This is a genomic window from Aquabacterium sp. A3 (assembly GCF_038069945.1).
Lineage (GTDB): Bacteria > Pseudomonadota > Gammaproteobacteria > Burkholderiales > Burkholderiaceae_C > Aquabacterium.
The window spans coordinates 949,845-963,348 of the sequence record NZ_JBBPEV010000001.1 but is presented as its reverse complement, the minus strand read 5'-3'; the positions used below and the strand labels follow the sequence as shown (position 1 = coordinate 963,348).

Annotated in this window: 12 protein-coding genes; 8 read left to right on the top strand and 4 right to left on the bottom strand. The window is 63.6% G+C overall.

Annotated elements, in window-relative coordinates; genetic code table 11:
* Positions 1-43 precede the first annotated feature (43 nt).
* Genes WNB94_RS04195 through WNB94_RS04185 form a run of 3 tightly spaced genes read right to left on the bottom strand, consistent with a single transcriptional unit; the run spans position 44 to position 2,770 of the window.
* Positions 44-1,087 carry a restriction endonuclease gene (locus WNB94_RS04195; protein ID WP_341388605.1) on the bottom strand — a complete coding sequence of 348 codons (1,044 nt, stop codon included), beginning with the start codon at positions 1,085-1,087 and terminating at the stop codon, positions 44-46.
* On the bottom strand, positions 1,063-1,638 hold the full coding sequence (locus tag WNB94_RS04190; RefSeq protein WP_341388603.1) for a PIN domain-containing protein: 576 nt from the start codon (positions 1,636-1,638) through the stop codon (positions 1,063-1,065). The genes WNB94_RS04195 and WNB94_RS04190 overlap by 25 nt, the downstream gene beginning before the upstream one ends.
* Positions 1,628-2,770, bottom strand: a complete 1,143-nt coding sequence (locus WNB94_RS04185; RefSeq protein WP_341388602.1) for an ImmA/IrrE family metallo-endopeptidase — start codon at positions 2,768-2,770, stop codon at positions 1,628-1,630. The genes WNB94_RS04190 and WNB94_RS04185 overlap by 11 nt, the downstream gene beginning before the upstream one ends.
* 187 nt (positions 2,771-2,957) lie before the next feature.
* Between WNB94_RS04185 and WNB94_RS04180 the strand changes: the two genes are divergently transcribed.
* The 6 genes from WNB94_RS04180 (at position 2,958) to ppnP (ending at position 11,224) form a co-directional block, all read left to right on the top strand.
* The gene (locus tag WNB94_RS04180; protein ID WP_341388600.1) at positions 2,958-3,617 is read left to right on the top strand and encodes a glutathione S-transferase; all 660 of its coding nucleotides are present in this window, start codon (positions 2,958-2,960) and stop codon (positions 3,615-3,617) included.
* 72 nt (positions 3,618-3,689) lie between these two features.
* A complete protein-coding gene (locus WNB94_RS04175; protein ID WP_341388598.1) occupies positions 3,690-4,625 on the top strand; it encodes a GSU2403 family nucleotidyltransferase fold protein in 936 nt (311 codons plus the stop codon).
* Between the two features lie 51 nt (positions 4,626-4,676).
* Complete coding sequence (dnaE, locus tag WNB94_RS04170) at positions 4,677-8,216, top strand: DNA polymerase III subunit alpha (RefSeq protein ID WP_341388597.1); 3,540 nt, start codon at positions 4,677-4,679, stop codon at positions 8,214-8,216.
* A 42-nt stretch (positions 8,217-8,258) separates the two neighbouring features.
* Positions 8,259-9,410 (top strand): PA0069 family radical SAM protein, encoded by a 1,152-nt coding sequence (locus WNB94_RS04165; RefSeq protein WP_341388596.1) that lies wholly within the window; start codon positions 8,259-8,261, stop codon positions 9,408-9,410.
* Positions 9,411-9,477: 67 nt separating this feature from the next.
* The gene (locus WNB94_RS04160; RefSeq protein ID WP_341388595.1) at positions 9,478-10,884 is read left to right on the top strand and encodes an argininosuccinate synthase; all 1,407 of its coding nucleotides are present in this window, start codon (positions 9,478-9,480) and stop codon (positions 10,882-10,884) included.
* Between the two features lie 22 nt (positions 10,885-10,906).
* Positions 10,907-11,224 (top strand): pyrimidine/purine nucleoside phosphorylase, encoded by a 318-nt coding sequence (gene ppnP, locus WNB94_RS04155; protein ID WP_341388593.1) that lies wholly within the window; start codon positions 10,907-10,909, stop codon positions 11,222-11,224.
* A 21-nt stretch (positions 11,225-11,245) separates the two neighbouring features.
* Here ppnP and murB read toward each other — a convergent pair whose 3' ends face one another.
* Positions 11,246-12,307 (bottom strand): UDP-N-acetylmuramate dehydrogenase, encoded by a 1,062-nt coding sequence (gene murB, locus WNB94_RS04150; RefSeq protein ID WP_445819019.1) that lies wholly within the window; start codon positions 12,305-12,307, stop codon positions 11,246-11,248.
* A gap of 30 nt (positions 12,308-12,337) precedes the next feature.
* Here murB and WNB94_RS04145 point away from each other — a divergent pair, with 30 nt between their 5' ends.
* Together WNB94_RS04145 and WNB94_RS04140 are read left to right on the top strand one after the other, a co-directional pair.
* Entirely contained in the window at positions 12,338-12,829 is a 492-nt protein-coding gene (locus tag WNB94_RS04145; protein ID WP_341388592.1) for a YajQ family cyclic di-GMP-binding protein, read from the top strand.
* 7 nt (positions 12,830-12,836) lie between these two features.
* Positions 12,837-13,499: a retropepsin-like aspartic protease family protein gene (locus WNB94_RS04140; protein ID WP_341388590.1), complete on the top strand. Its 663-nt coding sequence runs from the start codon at positions 12,837-12,839 to the stop codon at positions 13,497-13,499.
* Positions 13,500-13,504: the final 5 nt, after the last annotated feature.

Sequence of the window (13,504 nt, the reverse complement as noted above, 5' to 3'; positions counted from 1 at the left end):
ATCCCCCTCAAAAACTAAGTTGGTTGATGCTACTCATCGAAGCCTACGCCGATGGCTGCAAGAATTCTGGCATAGCATGGGGCTGAAAGTGGAAGATGTGGGACACCACCTTCTGCCGGAAGGCCGCATCTAGCGCAGCAGAGAAGCTGGCGACGTTGGCGGTGATCTGCTCCTTCCGCAGGATTCCGCGCCAGTGCGGTCTGTCATCGTGGGGTGACTCCCAGCTCAGCAAGTGGATCAAGGCCGTATGGGCAAACTGCACACCTTCGGCCCCGGCTACAAAGTGTAGATTGATGTGGGAGTCGGTGTGCTCCTCCTTCTCCGCCAAGTCCCACGCGGTGAACAACGACTGGACCTCGTCGTCGAGGTCCGTGCGACGCGCTCCTTCGCGATCTGTGAAGCTCACGTCGTCGATTGTCATCATCCATTGCTCCGCGTACCCCTCATTGGTCTTCTCGGTGCCAAGCAGTTTGTCCTTTCGAATGCGTAGGTGTATGCCTGCGCCAGCGCCGATTTTGTAGGCGACGTCGCCAGCCATGACGCCTAGGAGGTTCTCCCGCAACGCCGTCTCCAGATTAATGTTGAAGTTCTTGTCGGCCTTCTTCATATGCCTTGCCTCGAACAGCGTCCAGAGGCTGTGGAACTTCCACGCTACCAGCAATGGCATGCCCACCAGATCGGCGTAGTTCTGCAGGCGGCCCATGTATTCGGCCTTGAATGACAAGACCTTTTCTTTCTTCGACTTCACCTCGATCAGCACAGGGGACTTGCTGGTCTGGGTAGAGAATTTCGCCAGCAAGTCGGGGACTTGAAACTCCTGCCTGGAGGCAATGGGCACCTGATGCTGGTCCAGCTTGTGAAGTAGCTGGCACTTCCCGAGCCAGGCGCATACGACCGAGAACTCGTCCTCAACCGGCAGGCCAATGTCCAGACGGCGAACTCGCTCGGCCACTGCCGCGGCATCCGCGTCATATCCCAGCTCTGCCAGAGCGTCCTGGATGAGCCTCGGCAGGTCAGGCGGCGCAACGTCCCTCATTGTCGGCTTAGTTTCCACGGTGCGCCTCACGGCATCGAATTGAGCCTGCATTGCAGCGCAATCTCGTAGGCCTTCTCGAAATGCGGGGCGAGCGGGCGCTCCATCGACTGATGCTGCGCTATGACGGTCGCCTTGTCTGAGTCGCCAAGGCGTCCTTTGAATATCAGCCATGAAAACAGATGCGAAGTGGTTTGCGCGAGGGCATGGCCTGAATCTTCAGCCAGCTTGCGCGCCTTCATGTCGTCGGTGATAACGGCTTGACCGATCTTCATGGCGAAAGCGATAGATGACAGCTCACCCTTGCCCAGCTTTTTCCTGCTTTCAAGGAGCTTGATGGCTTGTAGGTCACCGATGTCGCAGGAATGGGCGGCAAAGCCGCCTCGAGCTTGCTCTTGGTTAAGCCGTCGCATAAGCTCGGTCTCCGCTTGAGTCGGGGCTTTCCGCGGCTTAATCAGGCATTCGTAACGCACGAAGCTGGTCATGCAGAATTCGCAATGCGCTTCGTTGGCGGCCGAATGCAGACGAGCTGACGACAACACGTTCCACACCGAGCAGGTGTCGGCAACATTGATTAGATGAAACTTTGATGGATCAATGGCCATGGAGGGTCCGGCCATAGAGGTTTGCAAGTTCGAAGAGCTCGCCGTGGCTGCAAAGCAGGGCTTCAGCCAAACGACCGATGCTGATCACCCCGGCGCTAAAGCCCTCGAAGCACAGACCCACGTAGAAATCCGAGAGCCCGAGCTCCAGCAGGTGTGCCTTGCGTTGGCGCTGCGTGGGATTGAGGCTGTCGGGCAATTCGGGGTCGATCTTGGCTTCGCGCGGCACGCGCAATCGGCGGATACGGTCGTAGTTGGCCTGTTCGATGAGCTTGGCCTCTTTGAGAGCGATGGCAAGCGCAACGCAACTCACTCGCAAATCGTTGGCCCACCTCTGTGCATCCGCGTCGCTCCACTGGCTGGGCGACGGCAGTTTCTTCAAGAAGGCGGGTGGCATCAAAAAGCACGATGCAAATCGATTGGCGCGAAGCTCCAAATAATCCGCCCCACTGGGGCGATCAAAACTGACGCTAGCGCCTTGCGCAGAGTCGAAGATGGCGTGGGCCATTTCGTGAGCAGCGCTGAATCGCTGGCGGTAAATGTCCTCGCTGTGGTTGACCAAGGCGCACTTTCCAGCAACCGGATGCATGATGAAAAGGCCGGAGATGTTCGAGTTGCCTAACTTGTGGCGGAAGACATGGACGCCAACGCTGCGAAATTCCGCGTAGACATCGCGTGGGACCACGCGGTCGTCATGTCCCAGAGCGGCGCGCAGTCGCGCTGCAGCGCTCTCTCCGTGGCCTTTAAAGAAATCCCCGCTTGGCGAAAAGAAAAAGTCCTTGGGCGGACGCCCCAACTCCCTCATCAGGAAGTCTTCGGTCTCGCACAGGTATAGAAAGTCTTGGATGGCCCGGCGATCTTCCTTCGTAAAGTCGTTGCCATGGGCTCGGTAGAGCGTCTCGGTTTGCTCGAACGGCGCAACCTGTTCGTTTGAGATGAAGAACTTGAAGTCGCAGCGATAGTGGTCGGCCAGGATCAGCACGTCGTCGCCCGTCGGTTCGACCAGGCCCGCTTCGATATCCTTTAGACGCGCTGCGTCAATGCCAGTCGCGGACGCGACCTCAACGATGGACTCTTTGAGCTGTCCTCGGTATTTGGCGAGTTTGGATCCTAAGGTTTTCAGGTCGATGGCCATGGCACTACATCATAGGCGGACTGGCGCTTGTATCAACCTCAGCGGTCACCTGCTCGCCAAAGCTGACCGGCTGCTATCAGCCTAAACCAGCCCATCCAACAAAGATCAGTCGCTCGCCATCAAGTGGCGCCTAACCCCCCCACCAGCGCATACTGCCCCTCGTCACGCCCAGTCCAGGAGCCCGCCCATGCCCCCCTTCCGCCTCATCGGCATGCTCGATTCGCCCTATGTGCGTCGTGTGGCCATCTCTCTGCATTGCCTGGGTGTACCGTTCGAGCACGAGGCCGTGTCCGTCGTCAGCACCTTTGCGCAGTTTCAGCGCATCAACCCTGTGGTCAAGGCGCCCACCCTGGTCTGCCCTGATGGCGAGGCGCTGATGGATTCGTCGCTCATCCTGCAGTTCATCGAGGCGGCGCACAGCCAGGGGCGCCATCTGTGGCCCACCGATGCCCAGGCACTGCAGCACGACTTCCGCGTGCTGAGCCTGGCCCTGGCCGCGTGCGAGAAGGGGGTGCAGTCCATCTACGAGCGCAATCTGCGCCCGGCCGACAAGCAGCACGGCCCCTGGCTGGCGCGTGTGCAGGGGCAATTGGTGGCCGCGCTGGCGGGGCTGGAGCACGCAGTGGCCTCCCGGCCCGAGGCGCTGGCGCCATCCCAGGGGCAACCCACCCGGCAGGCGGGCATCACCGCCGCCATCGCCTGGCGGTTTGTGGGCGAGGTGGAGCCCGCGCTGGCCCAGGCGGCCCAGCACCCGGCGCTGGCAGCCCTGGCTGCACAGATGGAATCCACCGAGGCCTTCCGGCGCTTTCCGCCCGTGGGGCCGGGGGTGAACCCACCTGCGGCGTGACTGTTTGTTCTCTTAAGTCATTGATTTAATTTGATTCACCGTACAAAATGCAAAAACAATATTTGTACGGTGATGAATTACTTACCCCTCTCTGACAATGCTGCTCGGCAGGCCATCGATGGCGAGGCCATTCATCAAGAATGGCTGCGCGCCGCGCAATCGGCCCGGCAAGTGGCAGGGGGCATGTACTTCAAGCGCGAAGGCGATTACGAGTACCTGGTCAAAACCTTGCCAGACAATCGGCAGCAGCGCCTGGGGCGCCGCACCCCTGATACCGAGGCCACCTACCAGGCCTTCATGCAGGCCAAGCACCAGGCGGAGGCGCGCAAGCGCTCACTGGACGACGCCCTGCGTGAGGCCGAGCGCCTGAACAAGGCCCTCAAGGTGGGGCGCGTTCCCAATGTGGTGGTCAGCGTGCTCAACACGCTGGAGGCGGCGGGGCTGGGCGAGCACTTCACGGTGGTCGGCACGCATGCCTTGTACGCGTACGAAATGGCGGCGTCGGTGCGCATCCAGGCCGGCGCCCTGGCGACGCAAGACGTCGATTTGCTGTGGGATGCCCGCAAGCGGGTGCAGTTCATTGGCCGCATGAATCGGCTGGACGGCTCCATGCTCAAGGTGCTGCAAGGGGCTGACCGCTCTTTCAGGCGCATGGACAACCAACTGGAATCGGCCATCAACGACAAGGGGTTCATGGTGGACTTTCTGCGTCGGGTGGCCGTGGACGGCGACCCTCATCCGTTTCGGTTCACCGACGATGAGGACGACATCTGGCCAGTGCAGGCCCAGCGGGCCGAGATGTTTCTTCAAGTGGCGCGGTTTGAGCAGACCGTGGTGTCGGTCACCGGCCGCATGGCCTTGATGCGCACCATTGCGCCGTCGGTGTTTGTGGAGTTCAAGCGGTGGATGGCCGGGCTGGCATCGCGCCCGGCCGCCAAGCGCCGCCGGGACGTGCTGCAGGCCAACATCGTTCAGCAGATGCTGGATGAGGGCTTGCTGGTGGCCTGATTGCCAGACCTTCCCCGGCGATCCCCCCAGCGGCTTCTTACAATCCTGCCCATGGCCTTTGTTCACCTGCGATCCCACTCCGAGTATTCCGTCGTTGACGGCACCCTGCGCATCGACGACCTTGTCAAGGCGGCGGCCAAGGACGGCCAGCCGGCGGTGGCGGTCACCGACCTGAGCAACCTGTTCGGGGCTGTCAAGCTCTACAGCGGGGCGCGCAAGAAGGGCGTGCAGCCCATCATCGGGGCCGATGTGTGGCTGGAGCCGGAAGAGGGCGCCAAAGCGCCCACGCGCCTGCTGCTGCTCATCCAGAACCGCCAGGGCTACCTGCGCCTGTGCGAGCTGCTGGGCGAGGCCTGGACGGCCCCCGGGCAACGCACCCACGCCTGGGTGTTCTGGCAGTCGCTGGTGGCCAACAACGACGGCCTGATTTGCTTGAGCGGCGCCGACCTGGGCCCCGTGGGCCAGGCCCTGCTGATGGGCGATGCGGGCAAGGCCGAGGCCTGGGCGCGCAAGCTGGCCGAGGCCTTTCCGGGCCGCTTCTACATCGAGCTTCAACGCGGCGGACACGCCACCAACGAGCCCCACATCCGGGGTGTGGTGCCGCTGGCGGCCAAGCTGCAGTTGCCCGTGGTGGCCACCCACCCCATCCAGTTTCTGGAGCCCGACGACTTCGAGGCCCACGAGGCCCGCGTGTGCGTGGCCGAAGGCGAAACCTTGGGCAACCCCAAGCGTATCAAGCGCTTCACCAAAGAGCAGCACTTCAAAACGGCCGCGCAGATGGAGGCCCTGTTCGCCGACATCCCCTCGGCGATTGCCAACACGGTGGCCATTGCCCGGCGCTGCTCGCTGACGCTGGTGCTGGGCAAGCCGCAGCTGCCCGACTTCCCCACGCCGATCATGCCCGACGGCCAGCCTCAGCCCATGGAAGACTACTTCCGCGAGCTGTCGCACCAGGGGCTGGAAGAACGGCTGCTGCACCTGTTCCCCGATGCGGCCCAGCGCGATGCCGAGCGCCCGCGTTATGTGGAGCGCCTGGACTTCGAGATCAACACGATCCTGAAGATGGGCTTTCCGGGCTACTTCCTCATCGTGCAGGACTTCATCAACTGGGCCAAGAACAACGGCTGCCCGGTGGGGCCGGGCCGGGGCTCGGGGGCGGGCTCGCTGGTGGCTTATGCGCTCAAGATCACCGACCTCGACCCGCTCAAGTACAACTTGCTGTTCGAGCGCTTCCTGAACCCCGAGCGGGTGTCCATGCCCGACTTCGACATCGACTTCTGCCAGGGCAACCGCGACCGCGTCATCGACTACGTGAAAGACCGCTACGGCCGCGATGCCGTCAGCCAGATCGCCACCTTTGGCACCATGGCCGCCAAGGCCGCGCTGCGCGACGTGGGCCGGGTGCTGGGCATGGGCTATGGCCATGTGGACAGCATCGCCAAGCTGATCCCGGCGCCACCGGGCAAGACGGTGACGCTGGCCAAGCTGCCGCCCGACTTCGACCCCGACAAGGCCAAGGTCATCTACGCCCGCCACGAGGCCCCCGAGCTCAACGAGCGCGAAAAGGCCGAAGAAGAAGTGGCCGCGCTGCTGGAGCTGGCCGAGCGCGTCGAGGGCATGGTGCGCAACATCGGCATGCACGCGGGCGGCGTGCTGATCGCGCCCGGCAAGATCACCGACTTCTGCCCGCTCTACCAGCAGCCGGGCAGTGACTCGGCCGTGAGCCAGTACGACAAGGACGACGTCGAGCAGATCGGCCTGGTGAAGTTCGACTTCCTGGGCCTGGCCACGCTGACCATCCTGGAGACGGCCAAAGAGTTCATCATGGCCCGCCACCCGGACCAGAAGGACTTCGACTTCGCCAAGATCCCGCTGGACGACGCGGCCACCTACCGGCTGCTGTCCGAGGGCAAGACCGTGGCCGTGTTCCAGCTGGAATCCCGTGGCATGCAGGGCATGCTGCGCGACGCCAAGCCCAGCGTCTTCGAGGACATCATCGCGCTGGTGGCGCTGTACCGTCCGGGCCCCATGGACCTGATCCCCTCGTTCTGCGCCCGCAAGCACGGCAAGGAAGAGGTCACCTACCCGCACCCGCTGATGGAGACGGTGCTCAAGGAGACCTACGGGATCATGGTCTACCAGGAGCAGGTGATGCAGGTGGCCCAGATCGTGGGGGGCTACTCGCTGGGCGGCGCCGACCTGCTGCGCCGCGCCATGGGCAAGAAGAAGGTCGAGGAGATGCAGCACCACCGCGGCTTGTTTGCCGAAGGTGCGGCCAAGAACGGCATCAGCGAACAACTGGCCAACGAGATCTTCGACTTGATGGAGAAGTTCGCGGGCTACGGCTTCAACAAGTCGCACGCGGCCGCGTATGCCTTGCTGGCGTACCACACGGCCTGGCTGAAGCAGCACTACACCGCCGAGTTCTTCGCAGGCAACATGACGATTGCCAGCGACGACACCGACAAGCTCAAGATCTTCCACGACGACGCCACGCAGAACTTCGGCATCCGCTTCACGCCGCCCGATGTGAACCAGGGCCAGTGGCGCTTCATCCCGATCGACAGCAAAACCATCTGCTACGCGCTGGGCGCCGTCAAGGGCACGGGGCAGGGCGCCATCGAGGCCATCGTGCGCGAGCGCGAGGCCAACGGCCCATTCAAGAGCTTCTTTGATTTCTGCTGCCGGGTGGACCGCAAGCTGGTCAACAAGCGCGTGGTCGAGGCCCTGATCAAGGCCGGCGCCTTTGACAACCTGGTGCCCCACCGCGCCGGTTTGCTGGCCAGCGTGGGCCTGGCGTTTGAATACGCCGACACCCTGGCCGCCAACGCCGACCAGGGCGGCCTGTTCGACTTTGGTGACAGCCACGCAGCATCCACCAACGAGCCCGACCTGGTGCCCACCGAGCCCTGGTCCACCAAAGAGCAGCTGACGCTGGAAAAAACCGCCATCGGCTTCTACCTGACGGGCCACTTGTTTGACGAGCACGAGCGCGAGGTGCGCCGCTTTGCCAAGCGCATCAGCGACCTGCAAGACAGCCGCGAGCCGCAGATGGTGGCCGGCATCGTCAGCGAGATGCGCATCATCAACGGCCAGCGCGGCCGCGTGGCCATCTTCAAGCTGGACGACAAGAGCGAATCCATCGAGGCCGTGGCCAACCAGGACACGCTGGACGCCAACAAGGACACCCTGAAAGACGACGAGCTGCTCATCATCCAGGGCAAGGTGCAAACCGACCGATTCTCAGGCGGCTTGCGCCTGAACGTGCAGCAGGTGATGAGCCTGGCCGCGGCCCGGTGTCGTCATGCCCGCTTTGTGCGCCTGGTGGCGCGCGACCAGGCCCTGCCCATCGACACGCTGCTGCAAGAGTTCCCGGCCAAGCGCGTGCCTGCGGCTGAGCCCGACCTGCCCGACGCCGTGCAGGGCCTGCCCCTGCGCGTCATCGTCGAGCGCCACACGCCCGAGATCTCGGCCCGGGGCGAGCTCGACCTGGGCGACCGCGCCCGCGTCTTCCCCAGCGATCAGGCGCTCAAGCGCCTCAAAGAGCTGATGCCCCAGGCCGAGCCGACGGTGGTGTACGGGGAGGGGTGAGCAGGGCTTGCTGATCGGCTGCATACTGTATAAAAATACAGTATGCAGCCAGATGACCATGACCCACCCCTTGCCTGGCCCGACCTGAGGCAGCGGGCCCAGCCCAGCAAAGGCCGAGGCACGGCCACGCGCCTGCCACATCGCTTCATGGGCGATGCCCGCGAGGCCGAGGGCGATGGCTGGCCGGTCGATGGGCGCGATGGGAGCGATGCCGAGGATGCACCCTCGGGGGCGCGCTGGCTCACCGAGGTCGTGCCCGAGCAAGCGCGCAGCATTTTGTCGCGCAACGACTCGCCCGACATCCCCTTCGAGTGGTCGCTCAACCCCTACCGGGGCTGTGAACACGGTTGCATCTACTGCTACGCCCGCCCCACACACAGCTACCTCAACCTGTCGCCAGGGCTGGACTTCGAAACCCGCCTGACGGCCAAAGTCAACGCGGCCGAGTTGCTGCAGCGCGAGCTGTCTCGGCCTTCGCATCGCTGCTCGCCCATCGCCATCGGCGCAGCCACCGACTGCTACCAGCCCATCGAGCGCGAATGGGGCATCACGCGGGCCGTGTTGTCCGTGCTGCAGGCCTGTGGTCACCCCTACACGCTGGTCACCAAGTCTGCCGGGGTGGAGCGTGATCTGGACATCCTGGCCCGCTCGGCGGCGGCGCAGCAAACCTACGTCATGGTCAGCCTCACCACGCTCGAATCGGGGCTGTCTCGCATTCTGGAGCCCCGGGCTGCTGCGCCACATCGGCGCTTGCGCACCGTGCAACGGCTGCGTGAGGCGGGCGTGCCCGTGGGCGTCAATGTGGCCCCCATCATCCCCTTCCTCAATGAGCCCGAAATCGAGCGCCTGATCGAGGCGGCCGCCCAGGCGGGGGCCCAGGCCATCCACTACACCATCGTGCGCCTGCCCTGGGAGGTTGAGCCCCTGTTCACCGAGTGGCTGCAGCACCATGTGCCACTCAAGGCCGAGCGCATCCTGGCCCGCATCCGCGACCTGCGTGGTGGCAAGGTCTACGAGTCGTCGTTTGGATTGCGCATGAAGGGGCAGGGCGTCTGGGGCGAACTGATACGGCAGCGGGTGCGCAAGGCGGCCGCCCGCCACGGTCTGGGGCACGCCGGCCCCATGCTGGACACCAGCGGCTTTGATCCTTCGGTGTGGCGTCCGGCGTCTGCCCAGGGTGAGCTGTTTGGGTGAGTGAGGCGCGGCAGCCCACCACAGCGAGACTAGAATTCGGGGTTTCGTTCTTCACTTCTGCCTGACCATGTCCAAATCCACGAAGGCCTCTCCAGTCACCAAGGCCACCAAGCCTGTCAAGGTCGCCGCTGCGGCGCCTGTTGCTGCCCCTGCCGTGGCCCAGAAGGCCGCCTCCGGCGTGAAGAAGGTCGTGCTGGCCTACTCTGGCGGCCTGGACACCTCCATCATCCTGAAGTGGCTGCAAGACGAGTACGGCTGCGAGGTCGTCACCTTCACCGCCGACATCGGCCAGGGTGAAGAGATCGAACCCGCGCGCGCCAAGGCGCTGAAGATGGGCATCAAGCCCGAGAACATCCACATCGAAGACCTGCGCGAAGAGTTCGTGCGCGACTTCGTGTTCCCCATGTTCCGCGCCAACGCGCTGTACGAAGGCGAATACCTGCTGGGCACCTCGATTGCCCGTCCGCTGATCGCCAAGCGCCTGGTCGAGATCGCCAAAAAGAGCAAGGCCGACGCCATCTCGCACGGCGCCACCGGCAAGGGCAACGACCAGGTCCGCTTCGAGCTGGGCGCCTACGCGCTGCTGCCCGGCGTGAAGGTGATCGCCCCCTGGCGCGAGTGGGACCTGCTCTCGCGCGAGAAGCTGCTGGCCTACGCCGACAAGCACGGCATCCCGGTGGAATTCAAGAAGCGCAAGGGCGGCGCCCCGTACTCGATGGACGCCAACCTGCTGCACATCAGCTACGAAGGCGGCGTGCTGGAAGACCCGAACTTCGAGCCCGAAGCCAATATGTGGCGCCTGACCGTGTCGCCCGAGAAGGCGCCCAACAAGGCCGAAACCATCGAGCTGACCTACGCCAAGGGTGACGTGGTCGCCATCAACGGCGTGAAGATGACCCCCGCGCAAGTGCTGACCAAGCTCAACGAGCTGGGCGGCAAGCACGGCATCGGCCGCCTGGACAAGGTCGAGAACCGCTACGTGGGCATGAAGAGCCGCGGCTGCTACGAAACCCCCGGTGGCACCATCTTGCTGACCGGCCACCGCGCCATCGAGTCCATCACGCTGGACCGCGAAGTGCTGGCGCTCAAGGACGACCTGATGCCGCGCTACGCCCGTCTGGTCTACAACGGCTACTGGTTCAGCCCCGAGCGCGAACTGCTGCAAGGCCTGATCGACAAGAGCCAGGAAACCGTCAACGGCACCGTCAAGCTCAAGCTGTACAAGGGCACCATCATGTGCACCGGCCGTGATTCCAAGACCGACAGCCTGTTCGACGCCAAGATTTCAACCTTTGACGACGACGGCGGCGCCTACAACCAGGCCGATGCCGCTGGCTTCATCAAGCTGAATGCCCTGCGCCTGCGCATCGGTGCCAACGTGAAGGCCAAGCGCGCGGCCTCGGTTCGCGCCAAGCCTGCCGCCAAGAAGCCTGCCGCCAAGAAGGCCGCCCCCAAGGCCGCCAAGGCCAAGTGATCGATTTCAAGGAGTTTCAAGCATGAGCACCACCACCCTGGCCGGCACCGTCAACACGCAGGCCAATGTGTACTTCGATGGCAAGTGCGTGTCGCACACCGTCACCCTGGCCGATGGCACCCGCAAATCCGTGGGCGTCATCCTGCCCGCCAGCCTGACGTTCAACACCGGCGCGCCCGAGATCATGGAAACCGTGGCCGGCCAGTGCACCGTCAAGATGGCGGGCTCGGACGAATGGAAGACCTACGGCCCGGGCGAAAGCTACAACGTGCCTGGCAATTCGTCGTTCGAGATCAAGGTGGAGGGCGAGCCCTACCACTACATCTGCCACTTTGGCTGAGCAAGGCCTGAGGCGACGGCCTCACACCACCACCGGCTCCGGCTCCAGCCGGATGCCGAAGCGGCCGTACACGCTTTCTTGAATGGCCCTGGCCAGGGTCACCACCTCGGCGCCGCTGGCGCCGCCTCGGTTGACCAGCACCAGGGCCTGCTTCTCATACACACCCGCACGCCCGATGGATTTGCCCTTCCATCCACAGGCGTCGATCAGCCAGCCTGCTGCCAGTTTGAAGCTGCCATCGTCCAGAGGGTAGTGCACCACGTGCGGGTCGCGTCCGATGATGTCACGGCATTGTTCGGCCGTCACCACGGGGTTCTTGAAGAAGCTGCCCGCATTGCCGATGACGGCAGGGTCTGGCAATTTGGCCCGCCGGATGGCGCACACCCAATCGAAGATCTGGCGTGCATCGGGCGCCGAGATGCCGGTCTCCAGCACCTTGCGCTCCAGTTCCAGGTAGCCCAGCATGGGCGTCCAGGGTCTGGGCAGGCGCAGCCTCACGGTCGTGATCACGCTCTTGCCCGCCAGCCCTTGCTTGAAAATGCTGTCGCGGTAGCCAAAGCGGCACTGGGCAGCGTCCAGGGTCACGGTGCGGCCTGTGACGAGGTCCACGGCGTCGAGCGACTCGAAGCGGTCCTTGAGCTCGACCCCATAAGCACCGATGTTCTGCACCGGAGCGGCGCCCACCGTGCCCGGAATCAGGGCCATGTTCTCCAGTCCTGGCAGCCCGTGGTCCAGGCACCAGGCCACCAGATCGTGCCAGACCACCCCCGCACCGGCCTCCACCACCCAGGCGTCCTCATGGGTGTGCAGCAGCCGGATGCCTTCGATCTCCATCTTCAGCACACAGGCCGGCACGTCACGGGTCAAGACCAGGTTGCTGCCACCGCCCAGGACGAATTTGGGCGCACGGCCCAGCTCGGGGTGGTCCACCACGCGACGCACGTCCGCCGTCGATCGAATCCGCACCAGCGTCTGGGCGTTGGATGGCAGGCCGAAACTGTTGAAACTGCGCAGGCTGGCGCCTCGTTCCATCGGTAATTCGACAGAAACAGCGGTGGCTGGGGTGGACGGCGACAGGGACATGGCAGAATTTTCGCAGACAAAGGAGAACCCATGCCCAGCTTTGACACCAAACTCGACCCCAATCTTGAATCCGTTGGCAATGCGGTGGACACCGCCATGAAGGAAATCGGCACCCGATTCGACTTCAAGGGCACCAGCGCCGCGCTGGAGTTCAAGAAGAAGGAAAAGCAGGTGATTGTTTACGGCGACAGTGATTTCCAGATCGACCAGGTTCGTGACGTGCTGTACAACAAGCTCACCAAGCAAAAGGTGGACATTCGGTTCATGGACGTGGGCAAGGTCGAAAAGATCGGCGGCGACAAGGTCAAGCAGATCGTCACGATCAAGGCCGGCATCGAGTCCGAGTTGGCCAAAAAAATCGTCAAGGTGATCAAGGACAGCAAGATGAAGGTCAATGCCAGCATCCAGGGCGAAGATGTGCGCATTCAGGGCAACAAGCGCGATGACCTGCAGGCGGCCATGGCCCTGATCCGCAAGGAGTTGCCAGATCATCCCTTCTCGTTTGACAACTTCCGGGATTGAGCCCCGCATGGCGATGCCCCTCTCGTGCCTTCGGGTGACATGCCTTTTGACCGCCCTGGTGCTGGGCGCAGGTGCCCAGGCGGCCAGCGTGGCCATGACGGGCCACATGGGCGGCAAGGCCCTGCTGGTCATCAATGGTGGTGCGCCGAAGGCCTTGGCCGCAGGCCAGTCCCACCAGGGCGTGAAGGTCGTCAGTGTTCAGAGCGACCAGACCGTGATCGAGGTCGATGGCCAGCGTGACACCATCACCCTGGGTGGTGTGCCCACCATCATCATGGGCCAGGGTGGCGGCGGTGGTGGCGCGCGCGAGATCGTGCTGATGGCCGGCACTGGCGGGCACTACTTTGCACAGGGCGCCATCAACGGGCGCAGCGTGCGCTTTGTGGTCGACACCGGGGCCACGTCGGTGGCCATGGGCGCTGAAGAGGCCCGGCGCCTGGGCATCAAGTTCGAGAATGGCACCCCCATCCAGATGGGCACAGCCAACGGCGTGGTCCGGGCTTACCGTGTCAACTTGCGTTCGGTGCGCATCCAGAACGTCGAGGTGTTTGATGTCGAGGCCTCGGTGGTGCCGATGGCCATGCCCGTGGTTTTGCTGGGCAATTCCTTCCTCGGTCGATTCCAGATGAACCAGACCAACGAAACATTGCGGCTGACGCGCCGCTATTGACGACG